The 25,963-nt window shown below is 49.5% G+C and carries 24 protein-coding genes; 6 read left to right on the forward strand and 18 right to left on the reverse strand.

The window, feature by feature from the left end; translation table 11 throughout:
* Positions 1–6: 6 nt before the first annotated feature.
* The 16 genes from G3255_RS14770 to G3255_RS14845 all read right to left on the reverse strand — a co-directional run bounded on the left by G3255_RS14770 (position 7) and on the right by G3255_RS14845 (position 15,721).
* Entirely contained in the window at positions 7–951 is a 945-nt protein-coding gene (locus tag G3255_RS14770; RefSeq protein WP_249222139.1) for an ABC transporter permease subunit, read from the reverse strand.
* The gene (locus G3255_RS14775) at positions 932–2,434 is read right to left on the reverse strand and encodes a sugar ABC transporter ATP-binding protein (protein ID WP_211655941.1); all 1,503 of its coding nucleotides are present in this window, start codon (positions 2,432–2,434) and stop codon (positions 932–934) included. Before G3255_RS14775 ends, G3255_RS14770 begins: the two co-directional genes overlap by 20 nt.
* Before the next feature lie 26 nt (positions 2,435–2,460).
* Positions 2,461–2,847 carry a D-ribose pyranase gene (rbsD, locus tag G3255_RS14780; RefSeq protein WP_211655166.1) on the reverse strand — a complete coding sequence of 129 codons (387 nt, stop codon included), beginning with the start codon at positions 2,845–2,847 and terminating at the stop codon, positions 2,461–2,463.
* Positions 2,844–3,719 (reverse strand): ribokinase, encoded by an 876-nt coding sequence (gene rbsK, locus G3255_RS14785; protein WP_211655167.1) that lies wholly within the window; start codon positions 3,717–3,719, stop codon positions 2,844–2,846. Before rbsK ends, rbsD begins: the two co-directional genes overlap by 4 nt.
* Positions 3,719–4,699: a LacI family DNA-binding transcriptional regulator gene (locus G3255_RS14790; protein WP_211655168.1), complete on the reverse strand. Its 981-nt coding sequence runs from the start codon at positions 4,697–4,699 to the stop codon at positions 3,719–3,721. The genes rbsK and G3255_RS14790 overlap by 1 nt, the downstream gene beginning before the upstream one ends.
* 144 nt (positions 4,700–4,843) lie before the next feature.
* Complete coding sequence (locus G3255_RS14795) at positions 4,844–5,212, reverse strand: rhodanese-like domain-containing protein (protein ID WP_211655169.1); 369 nt, start codon at positions 5,210–5,212, stop codon at positions 4,844–4,846.
* A 79-nt stretch (positions 5,213–5,291) separates the two neighbouring features.
* Complete coding sequence (locus tag G3255_RS14800) at positions 5,292–6,704, reverse strand: MBL fold metallo-hydrolase (protein ID WP_211655170.1); 1,413 nt, start codon at positions 6,702–6,704, stop codon at positions 5,292–5,294.
* 162 nt (positions 6,705–6,866) lie between these two features.
* The gene (locus G3255_RS14805) at positions 6,867–7,691 is read right to left on the reverse strand and encodes an enoyl-CoA hydratase-related protein (RefSeq protein ID WP_249222140.1); all 825 of its coding nucleotides are present in this window, start codon (positions 7,689–7,691) and stop codon (positions 6,867–6,869) included.
* Complete coding sequence (locus G3255_RS14810) at positions 7,669–8,571, reverse strand: NAD(P)H-dependent flavin oxidoreductase (protein WP_211655172.1); 903 nt, start codon at positions 8,569–8,571, stop codon at positions 7,669–7,671. The genes G3255_RS14805 and G3255_RS14810 overlap by 23 nt, the downstream gene beginning before the upstream one ends.
* Positions 8,564–9,745 carry an acetyl-CoA C-acetyltransferase gene (locus tag G3255_RS14815; protein ID WP_211655173.1) on the reverse strand — a complete coding sequence of 394 codons (1,182 nt, stop codon included), beginning with the start codon at positions 9,743–9,745 and terminating at the stop codon, positions 8,564–8,566. Before G3255_RS14815 ends, G3255_RS14810 begins: the two co-directional genes overlap by 8 nt.
* A gap of 123 nt (positions 9,746–9,868) precedes the next feature.
* On the reverse strand, positions 9,869–10,228 hold the full coding sequence (locus G3255_RS14820; protein WP_211655174.1) for a MaoC/PaaZ C-terminal domain-containing protein: 360 nt from the start codon (positions 10,226–10,228) through the stop codon (positions 9,869–9,871).
* Entirely contained in the window at positions 10,200–10,652 is a 453-nt protein-coding gene (locus G3255_RS14825) for an FAS1-like dehydratase domain-containing protein (RefSeq protein WP_211655175.1), read from the reverse strand. Before G3255_RS14825 ends, G3255_RS14820 begins: the two co-directional genes overlap by 29 nt.
* Positions 10,653–10,719: 67 nt before the next feature.
* Positions 10,720–11,772 (reverse strand): phosphotransferase family protein, encoded by a 1,053-nt coding sequence (locus G3255_RS14830; protein WP_211655176.1) that lies wholly within the window; start codon positions 11,770–11,772, stop codon positions 10,720–10,722.
* 259 nt (positions 11,773–12,031) lie between these two features.
* The gene (locus G3255_RS14835) at positions 12,032–13,258 is read right to left on the reverse strand and encodes an acyl-CoA dehydrogenase family protein (RefSeq protein ID WP_211655177.1); all 1,227 of its coding nucleotides are present in this window, start codon (positions 13,256–13,258) and stop codon (positions 12,032–12,034) included.
* A gap of 449 nt (positions 13,259–13,707) precedes the next feature.
* On the reverse strand, positions 13,708–14,424 hold the full coding sequence (locus G3255_RS14840) for a YebC/PmpR family DNA-binding transcriptional regulator (RefSeq protein ID WP_211655178.1): 717 nt from the start codon (positions 14,422–14,424) through the stop codon (positions 13,708–13,710).
* A gap of 199 nt (positions 14,425–14,623) precedes the next feature.
* A complete protein-coding gene (locus tag G3255_RS14845; RefSeq protein ID WP_211655179.1) occupies positions 14,624–15,721 on the reverse strand; it encodes a nitric oxide synthase oxygenase in 1,098 nt (365 codons plus the stop codon).
* A gap of 276 nt (positions 15,722–15,997) precedes the next feature.
* Between G3255_RS14845 and G3255_RS14850 the strand changes: the two genes are divergently transcribed.
* Positions 15,998–16,798: an HAD family hydrolase gene (locus G3255_RS14850; protein ID WP_211655180.1), complete on the forward strand. Its 801-nt coding sequence runs from the start codon at positions 15,998–16,000 to the stop codon at positions 16,796–16,798.
* A gap of 55 nt (positions 16,799–16,853) precedes the next feature.
* Here the strand turns inward: G3255_RS14850 and serA are convergent, their stop codons facing one another.
* Positions 16,854–18,440, reverse strand: a complete 1,587-nt coding sequence (serA, locus tag G3255_RS14855; protein ID WP_211655181.1) for a phosphoglycerate dehydrogenase — start codon at positions 18,438–18,440, stop codon at positions 16,854–16,856.
* Positions 18,440–19,597, reverse strand: a complete 1,158-nt coding sequence (locus G3255_RS14860; RefSeq protein WP_211655182.1) for a pyridoxal-phosphate-dependent aminotransferase family protein — start codon at positions 19,595–19,597, stop codon at positions 18,440–18,442. The genes serA and G3255_RS14860 overlap by 1 nt, the downstream gene beginning before the upstream one ends.
* A gap of 644 nt (positions 19,598–20,241) precedes the next feature.
* Here G3255_RS14860 and G3255_RS14865 point away from each other — a divergent pair.
* The 5 genes from G3255_RS14865 to G3255_RS14885 all read left to right on the forward strand — a co-directional run bounded on the left by G3255_RS14865 (position 20,242) and on the right by G3255_RS14885 (position 25,927).
* The gene (locus G3255_RS14865; RefSeq protein WP_211655183.1) at positions 20,242–21,180 is read left to right on the forward strand and encodes a glycosyltransferase family 2 protein; all 939 of its coding nucleotides are present in this window, start codon (positions 20,242–20,244) and stop codon (positions 21,178–21,180) included.
* On the forward strand, positions 21,170–21,565 hold the full coding sequence (locus G3255_RS14870; RefSeq protein ID WP_211655943.1) for a GtrA family protein: 396 nt from the start codon (positions 21,170–21,172) through the stop codon (positions 21,563–21,565). Before G3255_RS14865 ends, G3255_RS14870 begins: the two co-directional genes overlap by 11 nt.
* Before the next feature lie 19 nt (positions 21,566–21,584).
* Complete coding sequence (locus G3255_RS14875) at positions 21,585–24,200, forward strand: YfhO family protein (RefSeq protein ID WP_211655184.1); 2,616 nt, start codon at positions 21,585–21,587, stop codon at positions 24,198–24,200.
* Between the two features lie 69 nt (positions 24,201–24,269).
* On the forward strand, positions 24,270–24,908 hold the full coding sequence (locus G3255_RS14880; protein WP_211655185.1) for a superoxide dismutase family protein: 639 nt from the start codon (positions 24,270–24,272) through the stop codon (positions 24,906–24,908).
* A 143-nt stretch (positions 24,909–25,051) separates the two neighbouring features.
* A complete protein-coding gene (locus tag G3255_RS14885) occupies positions 25,052–25,927 on the forward strand; it encodes an SDR family oxidoreductase (RefSeq protein WP_211655186.1) in 876 nt (291 codons plus the stop codon).
* Positions 25,928–25,963 lie beyond the last annotated feature (36 nt).

The following is a 25,963-nucleotide window of genomic DNA, read 5'->3' on the forward strand; positions in this document are numbered from 1 at the left end:
CACTCCTTATGCTGTTTTTTTACGGTCTAGCAATACTGCAAGTAATATAACTGCACCCTTCACCACTTGCTGGAAGAAGGAGGACACCCCAATCAAATTCAATCCATTGTTCAAGACGCCAATGATCAGCGCACCAATTAAGGTGCCGACGATCCATCCGCGGCCGCCAGTCAAACTCGTTCCACCGAGTACAACGGCTGCGATGGCATCAAGTTCAAACATCTGGCCGGCTGTCGGCTGAGCTGAATTCAAACGCGAAGTCAAGATCAGTGACGCCAGTGCAGCAAGCGCGCCGACCAAGGAATATACATAAATCTTGATGCGGTCGGCATTGATTCCTGAGAGTACGGAAGCTTCCTCGTTGCCGCCCACTGCGTAAACACGGCGTCCGAACGTCGTTTTCTTCAAAATGAAGTAAAGGATCCCGAAACTGATGAGCATCGTCACGACTGGAATCGGGATGCCGAGGAAATAGCCTTTCCCGAGCATCTGGAAAGCCATGCTATCGCCAAGCCCTGAAATCGGCCGGCCTTCTGTGTAGACGAGCGTCAAGCCCCGGTAAATGGTCATCGTCGCAAGTGTCGCGATGAATGGTGCTACTTTCCCTTTTGCGATGATGACGCCGTTGATGGCTCCGAGAACTGCCCCGAGGAAGAGCCCCAACAGCATCGCTAAGATCGGGTCAATTCCTGAAGCCATCATGCCGGCTGTCACAGCACCCGTAAGCGCCAAGATCGATCCGACCGATAAGTCGATTCCGCCGGTCAAGATGACGAAGGTCATGCCGAATGCGATCAACGCATTGATTGACACTTGTCGGAGGACGTTCAAAATATTGCTCATGGATAGAAAACTCGGGTTAATTGCGGTAATGATGATGATGATCAAAATCAAACCGATGAACGGCGCGATTTTTTGGAACAAGCTTGTATTAGCGGACTTCAGCTTCAAGTTTCCCACCTCCTGTTGCATAATGCATAATTGTTTCCTGCGTCATTTCCTGTTTTGGCACATCTGCCGCCAGCTTGCCTTCGTGCATGACGAGCACACGGTCGGCCATGCCAATCACTTCCGGAAGTTCGGAAGAAATCATTAAGATGGCGACGCCCCGAGCGGCCAATTCGTTGATGATCGAATAAATCTCTTTCTTCGCGCCAACATCGACTCCCCGCGTCGGCTCATCGAGTATGAGCACATCCGGTTCAATGCCGAGCCATTTGGCGATGACGACTTTTTGCTGGTTGCCTCCGCTGAGCGATTTAGCCGCTTGATCAGGCCCCGATGTTCGGATGCCAAGGCGCTTTACCATCCGGTCGTACAGGCTGCGTTCTTTGTCTTTCGACAGCAAACCTTTTTTGGAAATGGATTCAAAGTTCGCCATACTGATGTTTTCTTCTACCGTAAAATCGACGATCAGCCCTTCGGATTTCCGGTCTTCGGTCACGTAGCCGATGCCGAGCTCTTTCGCTTTTTGCGGATTGTCGATTTTCGCAGGCTTGCCATCGAGTTCCACCGTTCCTGAATCCGCTTTCTTATAACCGAATAAAGACTGCGCCACTTCTGTGCGCCCTGCCCCCATGAGCCCAGCAATCGATACGATTTCCCCTTTATGGATGTCGAAGGAAATATCTTCAAAGCAATCTTTGCGCGACAAGCCTTTAACCGATAGCTTGACGTCTCCGATCGTGGAGCTTCGTTCCGGGAAACGGTCGCCGAGTTCACGGCCGACCATCAACTGGACAATTTCTTCGAAGCTGGTTTCGCTGATCTTCCGTTCACCGACGAATTCACCGTCGCGCAAAATGGTGATGCGGTCGCATAGCGAAAAGATTTCTTCCATGCGGTGAGAAATATAGACGAAAGACACGCCGCGCTTTTGAAGATCACGGATAGTCACGAATAAAGTTTCGATTTCGCGGTCCGTCAATGCTGCGGTCGGTTCGTCCATAATAATCATTTCTGCATCCATCGACAAAGCTTTGCCGATTTCCACCAATTGCTGTTGTCCGACAGACAATGTGCTTGCGGGAAGAGACGGGTCGATATCGAGCCCCAAATCTCCCAGGATTTTTTTCGTTTTGCGTTCCATGTCTTTTGTCTTCAGGATGCCTGTGCGCCCGACGGTTTCCTCGCGGCCGAGAAAGAGATTGTCCGCAATTGACAGGTGCGGCAGGATATTCAACTCTTGATGGATGACTGCGATGCCTTCCGCTTCTGCTTGCTTCGGCGAAGTGAATTCGACTTTTTTGCCTTTCACCTCTACCGTTCCGGAGTCACGTGTATAGATGCCGGACATGATTTTCATCAATGTTGATTTCCCAGCCCCGTTCTCACCCATTAAGGCGTGAATCTCACCTTTTTGAAGAGAGAAATGGACTTTTTTCAAGACGGCGTTGCCGCTGAACGACTTGCAAATATCAGTCATATTGATCATTTCGGTCATTTCGGTCACCTGCCTCATTAAAAGATGACGCCCGACTGGAGAATGACATTCGCATAAGGGCTTGCTTCCCCTGTGCGGATGATCAGTTTGGCGTTATGGCTCATCGCCTTCAATTCCTCGTGGCTCAGGTAGCGGCAATCCAATTGCTGTTGCATGCCAGCTTCCAAGCCTTTATTGTGATCGCTTATTTCCCGGGCAATATAAGCCGCTTCCGCTTCGAAATCCTCAAGCACTGCATCCAATACTGTTTCAAAAGAAGGCTCCCCGATGCGGTAGGATAAATCGACGCATGGGACATGTTCCGGTACCGGCAGCCCGCAATCGGCAATGACAAGCAGATCCGTATGCCCGAACCGTGCCAAGTGGCCGGCGATATCGCGATTGATTATGCCTTGTTTTTTCATTTTGCTGCCTCCATCCGGGAAACGACTTCCTCGTGGTTCGGCATGCCGCCTTGTGCCCCGAATTTCTCCACCGATAAGGAGGCAGCGGCGTTGGCGAAGCGGACAGCTTCCTTGAACTCGCTGCCTTCAGCTAATGCAACTGCCAAGGCACCGTTAAAAGTATCTCCCGCGCCCGTTGTATCAACCGCTTGTGTCGGAAATCCTTCGACTGTTATATGCTTGTCGCCATCGAAATAGCGGGCACCGTTTTTTCCAAGCGTCACGACCATGCGATTCGGATAGCGTTCCAGTTCAAGTTCCCAATTCGTGCCGAACAGCTCTTCCGCTTCGGTTTCATTCGGCGTCAAAAAATCCGCTTGTTTCATCGCCTCCGTAAATCCACCAGCTGGCGCTGGATTCAAAATAGCCGGCACGCCGAGTTGTTTGGCAAGCTGCAGCGTATATTCCACAACCGGAATCGGCAGTTCCAACTGCAGAATGACCATCGAACTTTTTTCGATTACCTTCTTCTGCGCATCGATATCCGATTTCGTTAGTTCGTGGTTGGCACCTGGGACGACGATAATGCGGTTGTCGCCTTCTGACAATAGGATATTGGCGATTCCGCTCGCCCCGTCCGTTTTTTTGACACCTCGTGTGTCAATCTGTTCTGTTTCCAAGCCACTTAGAAGTTGTGTACCGAATGCATCGCTGCCGACTGCCCCGACGATATGGACTTGGTCGCCGAGCCTCGCTGCTGCGACTGCCTGATTGGCGCCTTTTCCGCCAGGCACGGTCGTATATAAATTCCCTAGCACCGTTTCACCTTGCTTCGGAAAGCGTTCTGTTCCGACCACAAGGTCCATATTGATGCTGCCTACTACTGTAATCATCATTCCACACTCCTTGTTGTGCCACGTAAGACAAGCTTGACCGGAATTTCGTAGAAGCTTTCTTCCACGGGCTTATTCTCGATCCGCTTGATCAAAACGCGGGTGGCGATTGCGCCCATTTTGTAAACGTCCTGTGCAACGGTCGAGAGCCCCGGCGACAGCATCTCGCCCATTGCGATGCCATCGAATCCGACAATCTGCAAATCGTCCGGCACTTTTCTGCCGAGCAGAACAGCTGCTTTCAAAGCCCCTGCTGCCGACACATCGCTTGAAGCGAATATGCCGTCGATTCCCGGATCGTTCTGCAATTCCCGTTCAACAATCTTTTGCGAATCGGCATAATGGAACGGGCAAGTGACGATGCGGTGATCGACATGCGCTTTTCCGATCGCTTCCATAAATCCCTCATAACGGTCGTTCGCCGGGTTCAGCGCTTCCGGCCCTCTCAGGAACAGGATGTTTTGGCATCCGCGCTCGAGCAGCGCATTCGTCCCAAGCACCGCACCTTCCTTATTATTCGATGAGACGACCGGGATTTTTTCATTGATCGCCCGGTCAAGAGCTACAATCGGCAGCTTGGTATTTGCATAATGGGGTGCCTCCAGCTGGTTGGAAGTTACGATAAAGCCGGCGATGTATTTTTTCTTCAAGGTTTCGATATAATTTTTCTCTTTTTTCGGGTCTTCATCGGAGTTGCATAAAATCACCGTATAGCCGTAGCTCAATGCCACATCTTCCACAGCTCGTGCAAGTTCCGGGAAAAAGGGATTCGTGATGTCCGGTAAAATGAGCCCGATCAAATTGGAACGTTTCGTGTTCAAAGAGCGTGCGACCGGATTCAGCTCATATTCCAGTTCCTCAACTGCTTCTGTCACCGCTTTGGCCGCATCTGCACTGACATAACCGCTGCCATTCAAAAAACGTGAAACCGTCGCAACGGAAACGCCTGCTTTTTTTGCCACATCTCTGATCGTTGTCATCGCTCTTCTCCGTTCTCAGGTTTTATGTAACCGGTTACACATACTATAAAACGTCCCTTTCTTCTTGTCAACGCGATTTTTCATTTCATCCTGCTTCGAATTCCATAAAAAAATACCCCGACAATTGATATCGGGGTGAGAGAATCAATGGGCCAGCATCCGCTCGCCGCAATTTTCTTCAGTTAGGCTATAGCTGATAACATTTTTCCCTTTTTTCCTAAGCATGCGGACAGCCATATTCTTTTCCATCTCATCAGAAGCGATGATGTGGATCGGGCGGTCCGGTATTTCTTCGTAGCTACGGATGAAATAAGCGACCGGCAATTCGAATGCGCCTTCGATGGGATCTTTATAGGAAATATTATAGGCTCTCACATCCAGCAAGAGAATATCATCGTTTTCTTTCAGGTTGTCTGCACAATCGTGCTTGACCCCTTTGGCCGTGACGTAGCGTTTATAAAAACCGTTGGAGCCGGCAAGAGCCAGCAGCGCAATCGGGATGCCAATACTCATTGTTTCGATCTTCCCCTTTTGGATTGTGTTTTTTCAAAGGAAAACCGCCGAAGCCAAAGCTTAAGCGGTTATCTTCCTATTATTGTTTCACGGATGCGACTTCTTGTTGCCATTTGCTGTAGCCGCCTGTCATATTGACCAGCTTGTCGATGCCGTTCGCTTTCAGGACACTTGCTGCAATGGCAGAACGTGCACCTGCTTGGCATTGAACAATCACAGTTTTATCTGTGGCGACCTCATCCAGGCGGTTTTTCAAGGTACCGACCATGATGTGCTTGGCGTTATCGATATGGCCTTCATCAAATTCTGTCTGATTGCGGACGTCCAGCACATAGGCCTCGCCTTTTTCGACCATTTCATTCGCTTCAGCTGGTGTCACATTCTCATATGTTGCCAAGTTTTCAGCTTGCTCCATAATTTTTTCCACTGGCGCATAACCGTAGACTTCGTCGATTCCGATTGAACGCAATGCAGTCAAAGCTTCGTCGAGCACTTTGGTATCGAGAAGAAGATAGAGCGGCTTGTTGTAATCAACGACCCAACCTGCCCAGTTAGTGAAGGAATTATTGAACGGGATGTTGATCGTTCCTTGGATATGGCCTTTACTATAAGCATCTGCTGGGCGCATATCGAGTACTTGTTTGCCTTCTGCAAGCAGCGCTTCGATATCTGTGGCTGATGTGATTTCTTTTGGTTTCGGCAAGTCTTTGATCAACTGCGGCCCGACTTTATTGACCGATTTCATCACCGCGAAATAATACGGCGGTTCCGGCTGGCCTTCAAGCAAAGCTTTCTTGAAGGAAGCTTCATCATCGAATTGCATCGCCCAGTTAAAGGCTTTTTCGTAACCGACTGTCGTCGATGGCACCGCGCCGAGTGATTTACCACAAGCGGATCCGGCACCATGTGCTGGCCAAACTTGCAAATAATCCGCAAGGGCCTTGAAACGTTCGATCGATTTGAACATCGCCACAGCACCGGACTCTGAAGTCCCTTGGATGCCTGCCGCTTTTTCAAGAAGGTCCGGGCGCCCGACGTCGCCGACAAAGACGAAGTCGCCAGTGAAAATGCCCATTGGCTTGTCCGCGGATCCGCCTTTATCCGTCAATAGGAAGGAAATGCTCTCTGGGGTATGGCCTGGCGTATGCATCACGTCAAAGATTAAATTGCCGATCTTAAACTGATCGCCCTCTTTCAATAATTGATGGCTGATTCCATCCAGGTTCAGATATTTCCAATCGGCATCGCCTTCATCCGAAATATAGAGCTTTGTCCCAAAACGGTCATTCAGTTCCCGTGAACCGGACACAAAGTCAGCATGGATATGCGTTTCAAGAGCGCCAACAATATTCAGTTTCTCTTTTTTCGCCAGTTCCTCGTATGCTGTGATATCGCGCATCGGATCAACGACGACTGCTTCGCCTGTTTTTTGGCACCCTACTACATAAGATGCGTGAGCCAATTTTTCGTCGTAGAAATATCGTAATAACATGGAATCAATCTCCTTTTGGTTGGTTTCGGTTTCTTAAACCCAATATACCCCGCAGGGTATAAAATGTAAATATATATGCTTTAGTTTTTTACTGGCTTTTCTCAAGACATAAAAAAAAGCTTCAAGAGCGCAGCAACTGCGCTCTTGAAGCTTAAAGGCGTATTATTTTTTTCCGTTGAAGAAATCCGGAAGCTCGCTCACTTTCATGGGAAACTCTGCTTTGCGCTTATCGACGAAGGATTGGATGCCTTCATCCGCATCGGCATTTTGCCCGGCCCAGTGAAGGAACTTCGATTCGGCGAGATGCGACTCATGTGGATGATCCACGCCAAGCATCTTCCATAATAATTGGCGCGTAAAGCTATTGGATGTGGCGGCGGTATTTTCTGCAATGTCCCGTGCGATTTCATATGCTTTTTCAAGCGGATCTTCCGATTCATATTGCATGAGCCCCGCCTCCACCGCTTCAGCCGTCGGGATGTAGCGCCCCGTCAGTGTCCATTCGAGTGCTTTTCCGATGCCGACGATGCGCGGCAAAAACCAGCCGGAGGAAGCTTCCGGGCCAATGCCGCGGCGTCCGAAGACGAAGCCGATTTTCGCATCTTTTTTGACGATGCGGATATCCATCGGCAAAGTCATGGTCATGCCGATGCCGACTGCAGGGCCGTTGATGGCGGCAATGATCGGTTTTTTCACTTCATAAACTTGGTTGCTGACCTGCCCGCCGAGGTCCCGGTATTCTTCCGCACTTTGTTCGGAAGCGAACGTCGAGCCGCCGTCCGATAAGTCCATGCCGGCACAAAACGCCCGCCCGGCACCGGTCACGACAATGACGCGCACAGCATCGTCACCATTAACGTTTTGGTAGAAATGAAGCAGCTCGTCGTTCATTTTTTCTGTATAGGCGTTCATTTTTTCAGGGCGATTCAAGGTCAATGTCAGAATCCCGTCCGATAATTCGGTTTTAATGGTTTCGTACAAGCGCATTCACCCCTTCTTCGTATTCCCGCTCCAGCTGCTCAACAGCTTCCTTGACCGTCTCGCGCTTCGTCACCGTCGTCACGCCGTGTCCAGCCGACCAAATATCGCGCCACGCCTTGGCATTGACGAGATGGGACAAATCGACTTCTGTTTTCGGCTTTAAGGTTTTCGGATCGATGCCTTGTTTTTCAAGGCTTGGGATGAGGACATTCACCGGGACGCCGCTGAACGAATCGGTATATAAAACGTCTTCGATCGAGGAGTCGATGACCATCTGCTTGTACTCTCCCGGAGCGTTGCTTTCTTCGACCGCCAAAAAGCGCGTCCCCATATAGGCATAATCTGCGCCCATCAATAAAGCAGCTGCCACATCTTGCCCGGTGGACAAAGAACCGGACAGGATGATGGTGCCGTCAAAGAACTTTTTGACCGCCGCAATGAAAGCGAACGGATTGAGCGTGCCCCCGTGCCCGCCAGCGCCTGCGCATACAAGGATCAATCCATCGACACCGCTTTGTGCCGCTTTCTTCGCATGCTTAGCGTTTGCCACATCGGAATAAACAAGGCCGCCGTATGCGTGGACGATTTCGAGTACTTCTGCAGGCGAGCCGAGCGAAGTGATGACAATCGGCGGCTGATGCTCACGGATCAATTCCACGTCTTCGTCATAGCGCTTGTTCGAACCGCGGTGGCTGATGAAATTGACCGCCCAGGGAACATCGCCGAGCGCTTCTTTTACTTCAACAAGCCATTTCGCACATTCTTCGACGGGACGCGCATTCAATAGAGGAAACGAACCGATGACGCCGGCACGCCCTGATTCAATAACCATTTGAGGCGTCGATACGAGAAACATTGGCGCCACGATGACCGGCAGTTTAGGCATGTTCAATCACCACCGCAATTCCCTGACCGCCGCCGATGCATAGGCTCGCGACCGCGTATTTCCCACCGCGCCGCTTCAATTCATAAGCCGCTGACAGCAAGAGACGTGCACCGCTCGCGCCAACCGGATGGCCAAGCGCAATCGCCCCGCCGTTGACGTTCACTTTCGAACGATCGAGCCCAAGCTCTTTTTCCACCGCCAAATATTGCGCCGCGAACGCTTCGTTCACTTCGACCAAATCGATATCATCCATCGTCAATTCCGCTTTTTCCAGTGCACGGCGGATGGCAGGAACCGGGCCAATGCCCATGATCGTCGGATCCACTCCAGCCACATGCCAGGACACGATGCGCGCGACAGGCGATAAGCCATGCTTTTTGACTGCATCTTCCCCTGCCACAACAAGAGACGCCGCACCGTCATTGATGCCTGAAGCATTGCCCGCTGTTACGGAGCCGTCTTTCTTGAACGAAGGGCGCAGCTTCGATAAGCCCTCCGTATTGGCATCCGGTTTGATGTGTTCGTCTTTATCGACCACAACCGTGCCTTTGCGTGTTTTCACCTCGACGCCGACAATTTCTTCGTCAAACTGTCCGCCAGTTGCCGCTTTCGCTGCCCGCTGGTTTGATTCGACCGCGAATTCATCTTGGGCTTCACGGGAAATATCGTATTGCTCAGCCAGTTTCTCGGCCGTCATGCCCATGCCGCTGCCGGTATATTGGTCGGTCAGCGTCGCAAGCAGCATATCCTCAAACTGCATCGGCCCCATCTTCGCCTTGCTGAAACGCTGTGTGAAGTTCGCATAAGGCGACATCGACATATTCTCCGCACCGCCCGCCAAAACGATATTCGCTTCGCCGAGCAAAATATGCTGCGCCGCGGAAACGACTGCCTGCGCACCGGATCCGCATAGGCGGTTCAAGGTTAAGGCTGGCACTTCCTGGGGAATGCCTGCATTCAATCCGATATGGCGCGCAAGATATGCTGCATTGACGTTCGATTGGATAACATTGCCGTAAATGACGTGATCCACATCTTTCGCTTTGACATTCGCTCTTTTCAGCGCTTCGATCGCTGTCGCCGTGCCGAGCTCCGTTGCATCTGTATTCGCAAACGACCCGCCGAATGCCCCGAATGCCGTTCTTGCACCATCTACTAGATATACACGTTTCATGTCCATTTCTCCTTTTCGCGCCCAATTGAAAGGGCTTACATAATCAACAGAAAATTAAACTTCAATTTCATCGTATCGTTCAGTAAATATACTCATAAAATATTGCAGTGACCCAACATCCGGTCATACTAGTTCAAAGCTTCCCATAAGCTTTCCTGTACCGGAAGCATCTTTGATCTGCAGCTCACCGGCATTGTCCGTGGTCAGCATCCCTTCGATGACGAACGCTTCACCTGCATGTGCCATGCCGACAAAACGCACGGTGAATTTCGCCCGCTTCCTATCTGGAAACCATTCTTCTATCGCAGCTGCAGCCCAGCCCATCAATAACATGCCGTGGACGATCGGTTCCTTGAAGCCTTTGCTGCGCGCGACTTTTGGGACCGTGTGGATTTCATTGAAATCCCCTGAAGCACCTGAATAACGCACCATATCAATCGGTGCGAGTGGGTTCTTATGAATGTCCGGCAATTTCTGCGCCATGCTGTTCCCGCCTTTCGATTAAAGTGGCCCGCCCAATGCGAACCACTTCATTACCTTGATTGCGATAAATTGTTTCAATCTGGTAAAAGCGTTTGTCTTTTTTATCGAATCGGTCGGTTAGCACCGCCTTTGCTGAAATGATATCACCGCTGATGATGTCATTTACATATTCAAAACTTTGCTCGCCGTGCAGTATGTCATTCGGTTCCAACCCCCAAACCCTGAACAATTGATAGAAATCCCGTTCATTCCAGAAATCGATGACTGTTGTGTATGTAGGCGGAGCTGGGATATCCGGATACCCCGCATCCAATGCTGCTTCTTTGTTGAAATAAACTGGATTCCTTAAGCCGAGGGCCAATGCAAACTCACGGATCTTGCCAGCTTCTACGTGAAAAGGCGCGTAGTGAAATTCCTGCTCCATCCTATCCCTCCTCATTTCGGCTAGTCCGCTTCACTTCAATCAGCGAGAATATGCGCACGGTTGCTTGTTATAACACTTCGCCCCTGCGTGTCCGGTTCGCCATATCAATCAAGTTCGTGACTGCCTTATTCAAATGGCGGAAACGCTCATCTTCAATTTCACCTTTTTCCCAACGGTAATAGATTTGCTGCAAAATTCCGGCCAGCTTATAAAACCCAAACGCCAGGTAATAGTTGATATTCGACATATCGCGCCCGCTTTGCTTCGCATACTCTTCCACGAATTCCTTGCGGCTGTAGAAGCCTGGCTGGCTTGAGATGATATTGATGCCGATATCTGCATCTTCCGCTTGTCCCCAGTAAGCCAAAGTCGAACCCACATCGCTAAGTGGATCGCCGATCGTCGACAATTCCCAATCGAGGACGCCTGTTGCAAGCCCTGGGCTTTGTTCATCAATCACCATATTGTTCAATTTGAAGTCATTATGGACGATGGTCGTTTCTTCATTAACGGGAATGTTCGCTATGAGCCATTGCTCCAACTCTTCAAGCCCTTCGACATCATCGGTTTTGGAGTGGTGATAGCGTTTGATCCAGCCTTTCACTTGGCGTTCCATGAAACCTTCCGCTTTGCCCATCTCGGCGAGTCCGGCTTCTTTGTAATCGATTGCCTGCAGCTGAACCAATGTCGTAATGACATTTTTCGAAATGACCGGACCTGCTTGTTCCGGGTTCCCGTACACTTCCGGAAGTTCTTCATCGATAACAATCCCTTGTTTTTTCTCCATAACGTAAAAATGCTTGTCCATCACTTCCGGGTCTTCGCAATACACGTATGGTTCAGGCGCTAGCGGAAAAACAGGATGCACTTTTTCAAGCATCTTGAATTCGCGCTCCATATCATGCGCTTTAGGCGGAATCTCCCCAAAAGGCGGGCGTCTCAACACACCTTCCCAGTGCTCGATCTGCAGCAAGTAAGTGAGATTCGAATAGCCTTCCGAAAATTGGCGGACCTTCATCTCGCCTTCCGGCAAGTGCGGTATTGCATTTCTCAGGAAACGCTCGACTTTCTGCCAATCGACTTCCTGTGTTTTTTGCGTTTTCCGTATTGCATCACTCATAGCAATTCTCTCCAAGTCATTCGTATTTGAAAATCCTTTGCTCGACTTCTTACTGTGCTTACTAGCTCTGTACATATCTTATCGATTACGACGCAAGTCATTATTTGAAAACAAGTCACCGATCCCCCCTACTCCAGTGAATCCGCGTCATATTTTCTCGGCTTGTCGCACTTATCTCTCACACCGCTCGTAGCAAATCATATAATTACTTTTTTCGCATATTTTATTCAGCAACACTAGCCTCATTTCGCTTGTACATTTACTGCCGTAATTCATTTGCTTTCAACTGTTCACGTAACTCCATTCGTCCAACATCACGCAAGTGAACTTGGTCTGGTCCATCAACAAGACGCAAGGTTCGTGCATTTGCATAATGTTCTGCGAGTGGGAAATCTTCTGTCAGCCCTGCGCCTCCGAATACTTGCATCGCTCGATCGATGACGTTGATCGAGACGCGCGGTACGGCAATCTTGATCATGGCGATTTCCTTGCGTGCGGCTTTTGCTCCGTGTTCATCGATCTTGTGCGCGGCGTTCAAAGTCAGCAGGCGCGCCTGTTCGATTTCAATACGGCTTTCGGCGATGATTTCCTTGATGACGTCTTTTTCCGCCAATGTTGAACCGAAAGCGACGCGGCTTTCCGCTCGCCTGCACAACAATTCTAGCGCTCGTTCAGCTGCCCCGATTGCACGCATGCAGTGGTGAATACGACCTGGGCCAAGGCGGCCTTGTGCGATTTCAAACCCTCGGCCTTCCCCAAGCAGCATATTGCTTGCCGGGACGCGGACGTTTTCATAATGGACTTCTGCATGCCCTTGCGGCGCATCGTCGTAGCCGAATACGGTAAGCGGGCGGACAATCTTGACGCCTGGCGTATCGAACGGTACCAGGATCATCGACTGTTGTTTGTGCTTTTCGGCATCAGGGTCGGTTTTGCCCATGACGATTGCGATGCTGCAGCGCGGGTCCATGGCGCCCGTCGTCCACCATTTCTTGGCGTTGATAACGTATTCATCGCCGTCACGGACGATGCTGCTTTGGATATTGGTGGCGTCGGATGAAGCGACGTCCGGCTCGGTCATGGAAAAGCACGAGCGGATCTCGCCGTTCAATAAAGGCTCGAGCCATTGCTTTTTCTGCTCATCCGTGCCGTATTTCACGAATACTTCCATATTGCCTGTATCTGGCGCGTTGCAGTTGAAGATTTCTGGCGCAATAAGCGATCGACCCATGATTTCACACAGATGGGAGTATTCATAATTTGATAAGCCTGCCCCGTATTCCGGGTGATCCAGGAACAAATTCCATAAGCCTTGCTCTTTCGCTTTTTGTTTCAGCTCTTCGATCACCGGCGAGATGGTCCAGCGGTCGCTAGCACTTTCTTTATATTCTTTCACTGTCTGTTCAGCTGGATAAACGTAGCTATCCATGAATTTCAATAAGTCTTTACGCAATTGTTCTGCTTTTGGTGATAATTCCTTAAACATTTAATCGGCCCCCGGTTTCTTTTAATGTATTTTTTAATCTTTTCCACGACGCATTGCGCGGCAGGCTTTCCAATAGAACAAATCGTTCGATCAGCTTGAAGTTTATTGCTCTGTAATGAGTGCTTGTTTTCTTTATTGCATGCCGCTGTGTTTACAAGCAATTGATCGAAAACTGAATATAAATTCACAAATATCTTCACGAACAAAAATTCTCTCGTTTCTTTGGTTACCAAATACATCACTCTAGGTAGTAAGTGAAAGCACTTACATATTATTTTTAAAAAATAATATGTCTAAACATTCACTAAACTATATTCAGAAAAAGTATATCTTTTCCTTTTTTGAATTACAAGTTTACTTTTAAATTATTTTAAATATTCTCTTTATTAATTATCGCAAAAAAACTTCTGCCCATATTCGGACAGAAGTTGAATGGTTTATGGAATTTTTTACGCCAAGTCGACGTTGTGATAGACCTGCTGGACGTCTTCGAGGTCTTCGATGGCATCGACCATCTTTTCGAATTGCGCCTGGTCTTCTTCTGACAGCGGCAATTCGTTCTGCGGAAGCATCGTCAATTCAGCGACCGTGAAATCCGTTACGCCGTCCGCTTTGAACGCTTCTTGCACCAGGTGGAATTGATCCGGTTCTGCATAGACGATGACGGTGCCTTCTTCTTCGAGGATGTCACGCACATCGATATCCGCTTCCATCAATAGCTCCAGTGTATCGTCGGCCGACTTGCCTTCTACGCCGATAACCGCCGTATGGTCGAACATGTAAGCTACCGATCCACTGACACCCATATTGCCGCCGTTTTTACCGAATGCTGCGCGCACGTCGGAAGCGGTGCGATTGACGTTATTGGTCAAAGTGTCGACGATGACCATCGAGCCGTTCGGTCCGAATCCTTCGTAGCGCAGCTCGTCGTAGTTCTCTTCCGATCCGCCTTTTGCTTTTTCGACAGCGCGGTCGATGATGGCTCTTGGCACGTTATAGGTTTTGGCGCGCTCCAGCACGACTTTCAATGCCTGGTTTGATTCCGGGTCTGGTTCGCCTTGCTTGGCGGCTACATATATTTCACGGCCGAATTTTGCATAGATTCGGCTTGTGTTGGCATCTTTGGAAGCTTTTTTCTCTTTAATATTATTCCATTTGCGTCCCATTGTTATTCCTTCTTTCTCAAATTTCTTACGATGAAGAACATCATTTCATTCTATTATAATACAATACCTTCCGCTCTATCGACCTTCAGCCTTAAAAAAACCGTCTTCCATCCGCTTATTTTCTTTGCCCATACTAAAAATCGCTTTAACTCTCTCGGCTGTGAATAGCTCCAGCGGGACAGTCAAAGCGATCGAATTTTCATTCCCCGTAAGGCGTTTGCTGGTAAAAATAATTCGGTTTGACGACGTCGTTTTTATAAGGCTTATGGAAAATATGCGTCGTTGCCGGCGACACCGGCGGAATCAGCCATGCCCAATTCCCGGTGACTTTGCGCCCTTCCCGCTCTTCGATTTTCTCGAAATTCTTGAACTGCTTGGCGGCGGTATGGTGATCGACGATGGTCACGCCCGCATTCGCAAATGATTCAAGCACCGCCACGTTCAATTCGACGAGCGCTTTATCTTTCCATAGCGTCCGCTGCGAACTCGTGTTGAGCCCCATAATTTCCGCCATTGTCGGCAACAGGTCATAGCGGTCTTCATCGGCTAAATTGCGGGCGCCGATTTCCGTTCCCATATACCAGCCATTGAACGGCGCCATACCGTATTCAATGCCCCCGATTTCAAGCTTCATATCGGATATGAGCGGCACTGCATACCATTTCAGCCCGAGCTCCGCCATAGCTGGCCAGTCAGGATGTCCAATCGCCACTTCAGGCTTGGCCTCCGCTGGCAGCTCGAACCATTTGGGCTGCTTGCCGGCTTCACCGATCACTACTGGCAATAGGTCGAAATCACTGCCCGCCCCTTGCCATCCCAGCGCCTCGCATTGTTTGGTAAATGCAAGAGACGAAGAGTCGCCGACGATCCGGGCGTCCCGTTCATATCCTGCATAGCGCAATAATTGATGGTTCCAGATGCGCATCCCACTTTTGTCTGACTGCTTGAAAATTGTAATGGCCGGGCGGATTTGCCCTCCGTTGAATGCAAAGCGCAAATGGCGGACGATGGCCGAAAATACTTGTTCTTCCGTCTCCGCTTCACGTTCATCAAAAATTTCTAAAGTCTGCCAAAACAAACGCCCGATGCAGCGGTTGTTATTGCGCCACGCCATGCGCGCACCGTGTTGCAGTTCTTCCGTCGTATGTAAATAGCTGCCCGAAGACTCGATTTCCTGTTCAATTTCCTCTACACGGCGGCGGATTTCCTGTTCACCTTTTCCCAGTTCCAAATAGCAAGTTTCAATGAAATGAGCTGCCTCTTCGAATAACAGAGGGCGTTGTGCAAGCTTTTCCATAGTTTCACTCCTTTCCGTACATCGTACCACCGGAATTGGCCGGCGGTCGCCAGATTTGTGACAACTCTTTGATTTTCAGCCGCACTTTAGTACACTGTATGAAGTGAATTAAACATTTTGAAAATTAAAAGAGAGCGATGAATTCGCTCTAGGCGGACTCTTTCGGCCCACAGGATGTGGGTCATGCAGCTGGTGCTGCATGAGTCACCGCCTTCCACTCTTTTATAAAATCCATCTAAATTGATACATAATAAAAAAGCAAGGGAGCTGCGCGATATGGTGAAAGCGATTTTCTTTGATTTGGACGATACTTTATTGTGGGATCAGCAAAGCGTGAAAGAAGCATTCCGTGAAACATGTGAGTGGGCAGCGGAACAAACGAACACCGATTGCAGCGATTTGGAACAGGCGGTGCGGGAAGAAGCCCGCAAACTGTATGCGGGCTATTCGACACATGCCTTTACGCAAATGATCGGCATCAACCCGTTCGAAGGGCTGTGGGGGCGTTTCGATGATTCGGGAGACGATTTCCAACAACTTAAAGAAGTCGCCCCAGGCTATCAACAAGAGGCCTGGACGCTCGGGCTGAAACGCATCGGCATCGACGATCCTGCCTTAGGGAAACAGCTAGCCGAGTATTTCCCAGAAGCCAGAAAACGCAATCCCATTCTCTACGAAGACAGTTTGGAAGTGCTCGATCAATTGAAAGACCGTTTCGATTTATTGCTGTTGACGAATGGGTCACCGAGCCTTCAGCAGATCAAACTCGACATCACGCCGGAAATCGCGCCGTACTTCGACCATATCGTCATCTCCGGCGCTTTCGGGCGCGGCAAGCCCGATGTCTCCATCTTCGAGCACGCCTTGTCGAAGTTCGGCTATGCCCCGGAAGACGTATTGATGGTCGGCGACAATCCGCTGACGGACATCCTCGGGGCTGAGCGTGCGGGCATCCCGTCCGTCTGGCTCAACCGAGAGCAAAAAGCCCCTCATGAAACGGTTGTCGCAACTCATGAAATTAACAGCCTGAAAGAGCTATTGCCCTTGCTCAACAAGCTGGAAACCACATCTGCATAAGAAAAGCGCCCGCCCGAATGTGTCTAGAGACCAATCAGGAGGGCGCTTTATTTTTTTACAGATCGATTGCCGTAACGCTTTCGATTTCTTCGAGTTTCTTCAATCCTTCCAAATCTTCCGGATCGGCGTGCTTATCGATCGACAGCATCATGATCGCGTCGCCGCCGACATTCGAACGCCCAACCTGCATCGTCGCGATATTGATGTCTTCTGCGCCGAGCAATGTGCCGACGCGGCCGATGACGCCCGGACGGTCATTATGGCGGATGAACAACAGGTGGCCGTTCGGCAGGAAGTCGACGATATAATCATCCACTTTGACGATGCGTGCGCCTTGGCCGTTCAAAAGCGTGCCGGATGCTTTTCGCGTGCCGCTCTGCGTTTTCACTTCGACAGTGATGAGGTTAGTAAAGCCGCGGGATTCGGTCGATTTATGTTCGTTGACATGAATGCCTTTTTGGTTGGCGATATACATCGCATTGACGTCATTGACGTGTTTGCCGAGATGGCGTTTGAGCATCCCTTTGAGCATATTGCGCGTCAATGGGCCGACTTCAAGGTTCGCGAGCTCGCCAGAATAATAGACATTCACTTCATCCGCCGTTTCACCGGTCAAATCAGTGAGAAACGTACCGATGCGTTCTGCCAAATCGAAATATGGCTCGATGCGTTTCATGATTTCTTTCGGCACAGACGGCAAGTTTACAGAATTGCGGACGGTGCCATATTTGACGAAGCTGACGACATCTTGGCTGACGTCGACCGCAACGCTTTCCTGCGCTTCAAAAGTGCTCGCCCCCAAGTGAGGCGTCGCGATGATTTCCGGCAATTCCAGCAAGCGGAAATCCACCATTGGCTCTTGTTCAAACACATCGAGTGCCGCACCAGCCACTTTGCCCGATTTTACTGCGTCGTACAGCGCGCTTTCGTCGATGATGCCGCCGCGTGCGCAGTTGATGATCTGCACGCCGTCTTTCATTATCTTGAAAGCTTCCGCATCGATCAAATGCTTCGTTTCTTTCAACAGCGGCGTATGGACCGTAATAAAGTCAGCCACTTTCAAGACATCTTCCACCGAGCCGAAATCCACACCGAGTTTTTCGGCTTTTTCAGCGGTCAAAAATGGATCGTAAGCGATAATGTTCATGCGCTGTCCTTTGGCACGCGCTGCCACTTCCTGGCCAATGCGCCCGAAGCCGACAACGCCGAGCGTCTTATTTTTCAATTCGACGCCGACATAGGCTTTGCGGTCCCATTTTCCTTGCTTCAAGGAATTATAGGCTTGTGGAATTTTGCGCGCCATCCCCATCAGCATCGCCATCGTATGCTCGGCTGCTGAGTTGGTATTGCCGTCCGGTGCGTTGACGACAATAATGCCGTGCTCGGTTGCCGCTGCCAAATCGATATTATCGACACCGACGCCTGCGCGGCCGATGATTTTCAAATTGGAAGCTTTTTCGATCAATTCACGCGTCACTTGCGTTTGGCTCCGGACGAGCAATGCATCGAATCCGTCGATGCGTTCAGCAAGTTCCGCTTCAGTTAAATTCGTCTCCATGACGATATTGATGCCGTCGGCGTGGCGCAGTGGATATACGCCTTCTTCTGATAGGGGGTCGCTGATCAATACGTGAAATGTCATTACTTATCCTTCCCTTCCAAAAAGACTTGCTGCGCGGCTGCGATGCCCGCGCCAAGCGTAATATCTTGCCCAAGTTTCTTCAAGACGACTTCCGATGCGGCGAGCGCCTGCAGCACTTCCGCCGGGGAGCAATAGCCCATATGCCCGATGCGGAAGATGCTTTTCGCGAGATGCTGCTGTCCACCCGCAAATTCAATGGCAAACTCTTCTTTTAGCACTTTGCGGAATTTTTCTGCGTCAAAATCTTCCGGATGTACGGCAGTAACGGTCGGCGATGCGTCCTTGTCGCTTGTGAGCAACCGGACGTTCAGCGCCTTGAATGCAGCGCGGGTCATATCGCGCATCAAGCGGTGCCGGCGGTAAACATTTTCCAGCCCTTCTTCCTCCAATAAATTCAGCACTTGCTGCAGGCCGTAAAGGATGGAGATAGCCGGTGTAAACGGTGTCGTATCTTTCTCGATGTTGTCGCGGTGTTTAATTAAATCCAAGTAAAAACGCGGCTGCGGATTCGCTTCGATTTTTTTCCATGCCCGCTTGCTCGCTGCGATGAACGCGAGCCCTGCCGGCAGCATGAACGCTTTTTGGGAGCCGGTCACGACAATATCGACGCCCCATTTGTCCATTTCCGTCTCCGTTCCCGCTACGCATGAAACGCCGTCAACGACGATCAGCGCGTCCGATACTTGTTTCACCGTCTCCGCAAGTTCTTTAATCGGATTCAAGACACCGGTTGAGGTTTCACAGAACGTAGAGAAAATGACGCGGATGTCCGGATGCTCCCCAAGGAAATTTTTTACGGCTTCCGGATCCGCCGCTTGTCCCCATTCCACGTTGAAAACATGTGTCGTGATCCCGTAGGCTTGGCAGATTTTAGCGAACCGTTCGCCGAATGCACCGGTGACAAGCACCATTACTTCGTCGCCGGGCGCCACCGTATTGACTACTGCACTTTCCAGCGCGGAAGTTCCGCTGCCCGTCAAAATCATCACTTCTTCTTTTGTGCCAAATACTTTTTTCAATTTCGGGCGGATATCTCTGATCAATGAATACGTGCTTTCCCCGCGATGCCCGATCATCGGTTGTGCCATGGCCCGTTCTACGCTCGGTGGAATTGGTGTCGGTCCTGGAATTCGCAAAATTTGTTGGTCTGTCAGCATGATAATATCCCCTTTCGATTTGAAAAAATGTTTTTTGGAAATTTGTATACAAAAAAAGACTCTACGCCCCACATCCAAGATGCAAGGGGCGAAGAGTCTCTAGTCGCGGTACCACCCTAATTTACTGCCCAGCATACAGGCAGCCTCATTAATATCATGCGTAACGTGCATGAAGCGGATGGGCTTACTAAACTGTTCAGCACATCTATTCGGGAGTGCTGCCGAATGCCGGAACCGCTGATTCGCACCACCCATCAGCTCTCTTAAGATTCCTCTGCCCACGGCCTATCTCCGTCGCAATAGTTAATCGATATAAGTGAATTGAGTCCATCATATATACGAAAAAAACTATTGTCAATATATAAAAAATATTTAGATTTCTTTGCAAGCGTTTCCAACGCTGATTCCACTATAGGCATCGGTGCCAAAAAAATAATTTCATTCCCCGCTTGTCCTTTCAGAGAATTCCGCACTCTGAGATAATTCAATTGTGATGGCCCGCACATGCTAGTAGGCTCTAATTTGCGTATAATGAATAGAGCTTCCCTTTTCACTTGTTGTATTTTCAGGAATAATGTCTTGAAGAATGGGTAAATGGATTTTTGGGGAAGATTTTGAATGCCCTTTGAAAGGAGAACACCATTATGAAGCTGATCTCTATTATTGTGCCAGCTTTCAACGAAGAAGCGAACATCGCTTCGATGTACAAGACTTTGGTGCAAGAACTTGAGCCGCTTCCTTATCTGTATGAAATCATGTTTATCAATGACGGCAGCAGTGACGGAACTTTAGATAAAATACTCAAACTCGCCAACGAACACGAAACCGTAAAATATATTTCCCTGTCCCGTAATTTCGGGAAAGAATCCGCTATGTTTGCAGGCATGAAACGAATCAAAGGAGACGCTGTCATCCTGATGGACAGCGATATGCAGCACCCTCCCACACTCATCTGCGAAATGATCCAAGGTTATGAAGACGGCTTCCATCAAGTCGTCGCCAAACGGTCTCGCAAGGGAGATTCGAAACTGCGCAGTGCATTTTCTTCCCTATATTACAAAATAGTCAATTCCGTAACCGATGTCAGCTTCGAAGACGGCGAAGGCGATTTCCGCCTCCTGAGCCGCAAAGCCATCAATTCCATCCTGTCACTCAGTGAGAGCAATCGTTTTTCTAAGGGCATCTACTCGTGGATCGGCCTCAGCAAGAAAACCATCAGCTATGACAACGTCGCGCGCGCAGAAGGCGATTCCAAATGGTCCTTCGCAAGCCTCGTCAATTACGGCATCGACGGGATCATTTCATTCAACATGAAGCCGTTGCGCATCTGTTTTTATACTGGCTTTCTCGTCTTGTTCCTGTCCTTGCTTTATATCGCTTTTACGTTTTACCAAATCATGGTACGTGGCGTCATCGCACCCGGTTATTTCACGACCATCACGGCGATTTTGCTGCTTGGCGGCATTCAATTGATCAGCCTTGGCGTCATCGGCGAATACGTCGGGCGCATCTATAACGAAACCAAGCAGCGGCCGCATTTCTTGGTCGAGATGAGCAATGTGGATGAATACGATGAATCTTAAGCGCTTGAATACGGAGTTCACCCGCTTTGTTTTTGTTGGGGTCGTCAACACGCTCAGCTATTACTCCATCTATCTGTTTTTGCATAATGTGCTCGACTGGGTCTATATGCTTTCCCATATCATCGGATTTTTGATCAGCTTGAACATTTCGTTTTTCTTGAACACTTACGTAACGTATCGCGTCAAACCGACCTTGAGGAAGTATTTGTATTTCCCGCTGACACAAGTCGTCAATATGTCGGTTTCTACATTCTTGATTTTCATATTCGTGGAATTTCTCCACATCAACAGCAATATCGCGCCTTTTGCTGCAGTGATTTTCACCATTCCCGTGACCTTTGTCGTCTCCGGAAAAATCCTTAAAGCGCCAGCGCAATCCAAATAATCATAAAGACGGTGGCATTATGCGTTCTTTTCGTCCCTATCTTCTACTGACAGTTGCATTTTTAGCCATGGCCATCATCGGCCATGGCGTCTTTCTGTTTCAATGGACCCAAAACCAGTTCATGGCCGGTCCCAATGACGGCCTTGCCCAAATGATGCCGTTTAAGCAATTGCTTTATGACCACTACACGCAAGGCGAATTCTTCTATTCCTTCGATTTCGGCCTCGGTGCTGGCATATTCAGCGAACTATCGTATTATTTTTCGACGTCTTTCGTGTATATCTCGACACTTGTAATTGTCTATTTATTCGATTCCCTTCAATTGATCGGTGATCCCGATGTCCTGTTCTGGGCCAACGCGTCCGTTTTCATCAGCGTTGCCAGGCTGACCATCGTATTGATCGTCACTTACACCGTGTTCCGCTATATGCGCATCACGCGCTTATCGGCATTTGTCGGCGCAAGCATTTATGGGATCTCTGGCATGTACTTCCGCCATGCGGCATTTTGGGAGTTTTTTGCGGATGCATTCATCTGGCTGCCCTTGCTGATTTTCGGTGCCGAAAAAATCTTCCGCGAACAAAAACCCGGCTGGTTTATGTTCGCCGTTGCGATCGCGATGATCGATAATTTCTATTTTGCTTATATCAACTTTCTCCTGACGGGTATTTACATTGTGTTCCGCCTGTTCATTCCGCTTGAGAAGACAGAAACGAAGTGGAAGCAAGCTATTCTATGGTTCTTGATGGCCGGATCGATCGGCGCTGGCATGTCCATGGTATCGTTCATCCCTTCTGTCTATGCATTCTTGAACAATCATCGGCCGGCATTCCAGCAAGATATTCTATGGTTCGATGAAACGGAAAACATTCTGTTCATGAGCCGTTACATCCTGTTACCGGCGATGTTTATGCTATTTTTATTCATTCCATCCCTGTATAAGCTCCATCGCTTCAGGCTTTTCGCATTGCTCGGCCTCCTGGCGATGGTGCTGTATCACAGTCCGATGGCCGGCAGTATTTTCAACGGCTTTTCTGCACCTCAGCACCGCTGGGAATACTTTATGTCGTTTGTCGCTGCAGGCGCAATTGCCAGCGGCTTGGATCATTTCCATAAGCTGCGCTTGAAGGAAGTTGTCCCGGCTGCAATTTTGACCGCCCTCCTTTATGGATGGTTCGCTTGGCGAGATGAAGCGCTTGAATTTACCACGCTTTATCCGCGCCTGGCACTGGCAGGTCTCGTATTGACCTTGGCAGCCGCTTTGGCAGCGATGGCCATTCGGCAGCGATGGCAAAAACCGCTATTGTCAGTTTTGCTGCTTGCTTTGGTGTTGGCAACCGCCAATGTCTACCAAAGTGAAAAACTGCTGGACAACGCCGATATCGCGGACGTCGATGAAGCTTTAATTACCGGTGAAGATTACGACAACGAGGAAGTACGCACTTTGATCGACGAAATCCAAGAACGCGAAAAGAGCGAGATGTATCGCATCGACTGGATGGAAGGCGTGCGCAATAACACGCCGATTGTCCAGGACTTCCAAGGACTCAGCGCTTATTCCAGCATCTTGAATAAGAACTTGCTGTATTTCTATTTATACGATTTGGAGATCGACATGCAGCGGGAAAGCGTCAGCCGCTACGCAACACTCGGCAACCGCAGCAATCTACACAGTCTTTTGCAAGGCAATTATGCGATACGCGAACGGGAAGATCCGAATGTGCCATTCGGTTTCCGTAAATTTGCCGCTACCGATAATTTCATCGCTTATCAAAATCGCTACCCATTGCCTTTCGCGCGTCCTGCTTTCCAGGTATACCAAGAGTCCCAGTTAGCGGATGAGCCGCCTTTGCTGCGCGAACACGCCATGCTCAGTGGAATCGTCTTGGATGAAACGGCAGAAACCGAACCCCTTCCCGATCGCTTCCCGGGAGAAGCTGAATATGAAATCGAAGAAATAGGCGCTAACTATGAAGACGGCGTGCTAGATATTTCCGAGGAAACCGGCGGAATCGATTTGCTGCTCGATGAAGTTCCTGAAGAAGGCGATTTGTATATCTCCTTCCATTTGGAGAATACGGCCGAGGATCAGGGCTTTCCGCTAGAAATCAATGAATACCGCACGACCCGCAAGTCCAATCAATCGATTTACAAGACCTTTGTTGACGATTTGACAATCCGGGTCAAGGCTGCCGAAACAGTTGAAATCCGCATGCCCGAAGGAACATATGAGCTAACGGATATTGAAATTGTGAAAGAACCCTATACCCTTTTGAGAGAGCAAAATGCTTTAGCAGACCGCACGAGCAATTTGAAAATTGACGGCAGTCAAGTTGATGTGGCTTACGATAATCAAGATGGCGCCCCTTACCTCAATTTGTCGATTCCTTACGAAAGAGGCTGGCAGGCGACCATCAATGATGAACCGGTCGATGTGCTGAAAGCCAACTATGCGTTTTTAGCGGTTCCTCTTGAAGACGGCATGAACAAAATTGAGCTGCGCTATCGCCCGCCGTTCTTTTTGCCCTCTCTCTTCACCAGCTTGTTGGCGCTCGCCACTGGAATGTTTTGGCTGCACCGGCGCAAAAGAAATGCCGCTCGTAAACATGAGCCAAAAGACACCATGACGAATTAACGGGTTTAGCTCCCCTCCTACATGTGTAAGGTAAGGTAATACAATTTTTAGGAGGAAGGAGAGAACGCGATGAAATCATGGTTGATGCTTATGCTTTTAGGACTTTTACTGCTGCTGGCGGCATGTGGGGACGACACAACAGAACCTCCAACGGAAACAGACGGAGCCGAACCGCAAGAAGAGGAAGTGGAAGAACAGGAAGGTGAGCCACAGGATGGTTCAGGAGGCGAATCATCAGGAGCCAGCGAAGTTCAATTGCTGACGGTTGAATTCCTGAACGCAGACGGGGATGCTACCGGTACTGCTGAATTGACGGAAGAGGACAACGGCGTTATGGTCACATTGAATGTAGAAGGATTGGAACCTGGCATGCACGGTATTCATTTCCACGAAGAAGGAATGTGTGAAGCGCCTGATTTTGAATCAGCAGGCGGACATTTCAACCCGACTGGCGCAAGCCATGGACTTGATAACCCGGACGGCCCTCATGCCGGTGACCTTCAAAATATTGAAGTTGCAGATGACGGTACTTCAATGGATGAACTGACAGCAGAAGAAGTCACTTTGCAAATCGGCGAAGATAACTCATTGTTGAAAGAAGGCGGAACAGCGCTCATCATCCACGCTTCAGAAGATGACGGCCAAACCGACCCTTCCGGTGATTCCGGTGAACGCGTCGCTTGCGGCGTAGTTACAGCTGAAAACTAAGCACTAAACCAGCCAGAGAATCTTCTCTGGCTGGTTTTTTATTGTCCATTAAAAACCTGTGTAAGAATAACAGTTTTCTTCGCGTTTAGCCCGAATCGGAACGGGAATAACTACCATATATTCATATCGAGGAGGACGCTTACATGTCAAAAGATAAATACGAAAAGATCCATGACCAAATCGACCCGCAGGAGCAAGACCATCAGCCAGGGGTAGAAAGCGAAATGTCCCCGGAACCGATATATGACGACGAAAATTATAAAGGCGCAGGCAAGTTGGCAGGAAAAGTCGCGTTGATCACAGGGGGCGACAGCGGCATCGGCCGCGCCGTTGCGATCGCTTACGCTAAAGAAGGCGCAAACATCGCCATCGCCTATTTGGACGAACACGATGACGCCGATAAAACCATCGAAGCCGTGAAATCTTACGGAGCAGAAGCCCAGAAATTTGCAACGGACGTGAGCCAAGTGGAAAACTGCCACCAATTAGTCGTGGATATCATCGCTGAATTCGGGCAATTGAACATCCTTGTCAATAATGCGGGCAAGCAATTCCCAACAGAAGATTTCCTTGATATCAGTCCGGGGCAATTGCATGAAACTTTTGAGACGAATATTTACAGCATGTTTTATTTGTCCCAAGCAGCATTGCCGCATCTCTCCAAAGGAGACAGCATTATCAATACATCCTCCGTGACGGCTTATCGCGGATCACCCGCACTCATCGATTATTCGTCTACAAAAGGCGCAATCACCAGCTTTACGCGCTCACTGGCGGCCAATGTTAGCGAACAGGGCATCCGTGTCAATTCAGTAGCGCCAGGCCCGATTTGGACGCCGTTAATTCCTGCCACATTCGACGCCGAAAAATCTGGCAAGCAAGGCGAAGGCACACCGTTAGAACGCCGCGGGCAGCCAGCCGAACTTGCTCCGGCATACGTTTATCTTGCTTCCACTGATTCCACATATGTGACCGGCCAGGCAATCCATGTAAACGGCGGAGACTTCATCACTTCATAATATTCCAGACCAACAGTAAGCCGGCCACTCCATGTG

The sequence above is a fragment of the Planococcus sp. MSAK28401 genome (assembly GCF_018283455.1).
GTDB lineage: Bacteria > Bacillota > Bacilli > Bacillales_A > Planococcaceae > Planococcus > Planococcus alpniumensis.

What these genes read in the sequence shown, in the direction of transcription:
- G3255_RS14775 (WP_211655941.1), bottom strand. Translation starts at nt 2,434, where the DNA reads ATGATCAATATGACTGATATTTGCAAGTCGTTCAGCGGCAACGCCGTC.
- rbsD (WP_211655166.1), bottom strand. Translation starts at nt 2,847, where the DNA reads ATGAAAAAACAAGGCATAATCAATCGCGATATCGCCGGCCACTTGGCA.
- rbsK (WP_211655167.1), bottom strand. Translation starts at nt 3,719, where the DNA reads ATGATTACAGTAGTAGGCAGCATCAATATGGACCTTGTGGTCGGAACA.
- G3255_RS14790 (WP_211655168.1), bottom strand. Translation starts at nt 4,699, where the DNA reads ATGACAACGATCAGAGATGTGGCAAAAAAAGCAGGCGTTTCCGTTGCG.
- G3255_RS14795 (WP_211655169.1), bottom strand. Translation starts at nt 5,212, where the DNA reads ATGAGTATTGGCATCCCGATTGCGCTGCTGGCTCTTGCCGGCTCCAAC.
- G3255_RS14800 (WP_211655170.1), bottom strand. Translation starts at nt 6,704, where the DNA reads ATGTTATTACGATATTTCTACGACGAAAAATTGGCTCACGCATCTTAT.
- G3255_RS14805 (WP_249222140.1), bottom strand. Translation starts at nt 7,691, where the DNA reads ATGCGCTTGTACGAAACCATTAAAACCGAATTATCGGACGGGATTCTG.
- G3255_RS14810 (WP_211655172.1), bottom strand. Translation starts at nt 8,571, where the DNA reads ATGCCTAAACTGCCGGTCATCGTGGCGCCAATGTTTCTCGTATCGACG.
- G3255_RS14815 (WP_211655173.1), bottom strand. Translation starts at nt 9,745, where the DNA reads ATGAAACGTGTATATCTAGTAGATGGTGCAAGAACGGCATTCGGGGCA.
- G3255_RS14820 (WP_211655174.1), bottom strand. Translation starts at nt 10,228, where the DNA reads ATGGCGCAGAAATTGCCGGACATTCATAAGAACCCACTCGCACCGATT.
- G3255_RS14825 (WP_211655175.1), bottom strand. Translation starts at nt 10,652, where the DNA reads ATGGAGCAGGAATTTCACTACGCGCCTTTTCACGTAGAAGCTGGCAAG.
- G3255_RS14830 (WP_211655176.1), bottom strand. Translation starts at nt 11,772, where the DNA reads ATGAGTGATGCAATACGGAAAACGCAAAAAACACAGGAAGTCGATTGG.
- G3255_RS14835 (WP_211655177.1), bottom strand. Translation starts at nt 13,258, where the DNA reads ATGTTTAAGGAATTATCACCAAAAGCAGAACAATTGCGTAAAGACTTA.
- G3255_RS14840 (WP_211655178.1), bottom strand. Translation starts at nt 14,424, where the DNA reads ATGGGACGCAAATGGAATAATATTAAAGAGAAAAAAGCTTCCAAAGAT.
- G3255_RS14845 (WP_211655179.1), bottom strand. Translation starts at nt 15,721, where the DNA reads ATGGAAAAGCTTGCACAACGCCCTCTGTTATTCGAAGAGGCAGCTCAT.
- G3255_RS14850 (WP_211655180.1), top strand. Translation starts at nt 15,998, where the DNA reads ATGGTGAAAGCGATTTTCTTTGATTTGGACGATACTTTATTGTGGGAT.
- serA (WP_211655181.1), bottom strand. Translation starts at nt 18,440, where the DNA reads ATGACATTTCACGTATTGATCAGCGACCCCCTATCAGAAGAAGGCGTA.
- G3255_RS14860 (WP_211655182.1), bottom strand. Translation starts at nt 19,597, where the DNA reads ATGCTGACAGACCAACAAATTTTGCGAATTCCAGGACCGACACCAATT.
- G3255_RS14865 (WP_211655183.1), top strand. Translation starts at nt 20,242, where the DNA reads ATGAAGCTGATCTCTATTATTGTGCCAGCTTTCAACGAAGAAGCGAAC.
- G3255_RS14870 (WP_211655943.1), top strand. Translation starts at nt 21,170, where the DNA reads ATGAATCTTAAGCGCTTGAATACGGAGTTCACCCGCTTTGTTTTTGTT.
- G3255_RS14875 (WP_211655184.1), top strand. Translation starts at nt 21,585, where the DNA reads ATGCGTTCTTTTCGTCCCTATCTTCTACTGACAGTTGCATTTTTAGCC.
- G3255_RS14880 (WP_211655185.1), top strand. Translation starts at nt 24,270, where the DNA reads ATGAAATCATGGTTGATGCTTATGCTTTTAGGACTTTTACTGCTGCTG.
- G3255_RS14885 (WP_211655186.1), top strand. Translation starts at nt 25,052, where the DNA reads ATGTCAAAAGATAAATACGAAAAGATCCATGACCAAATCGACCCGCAG.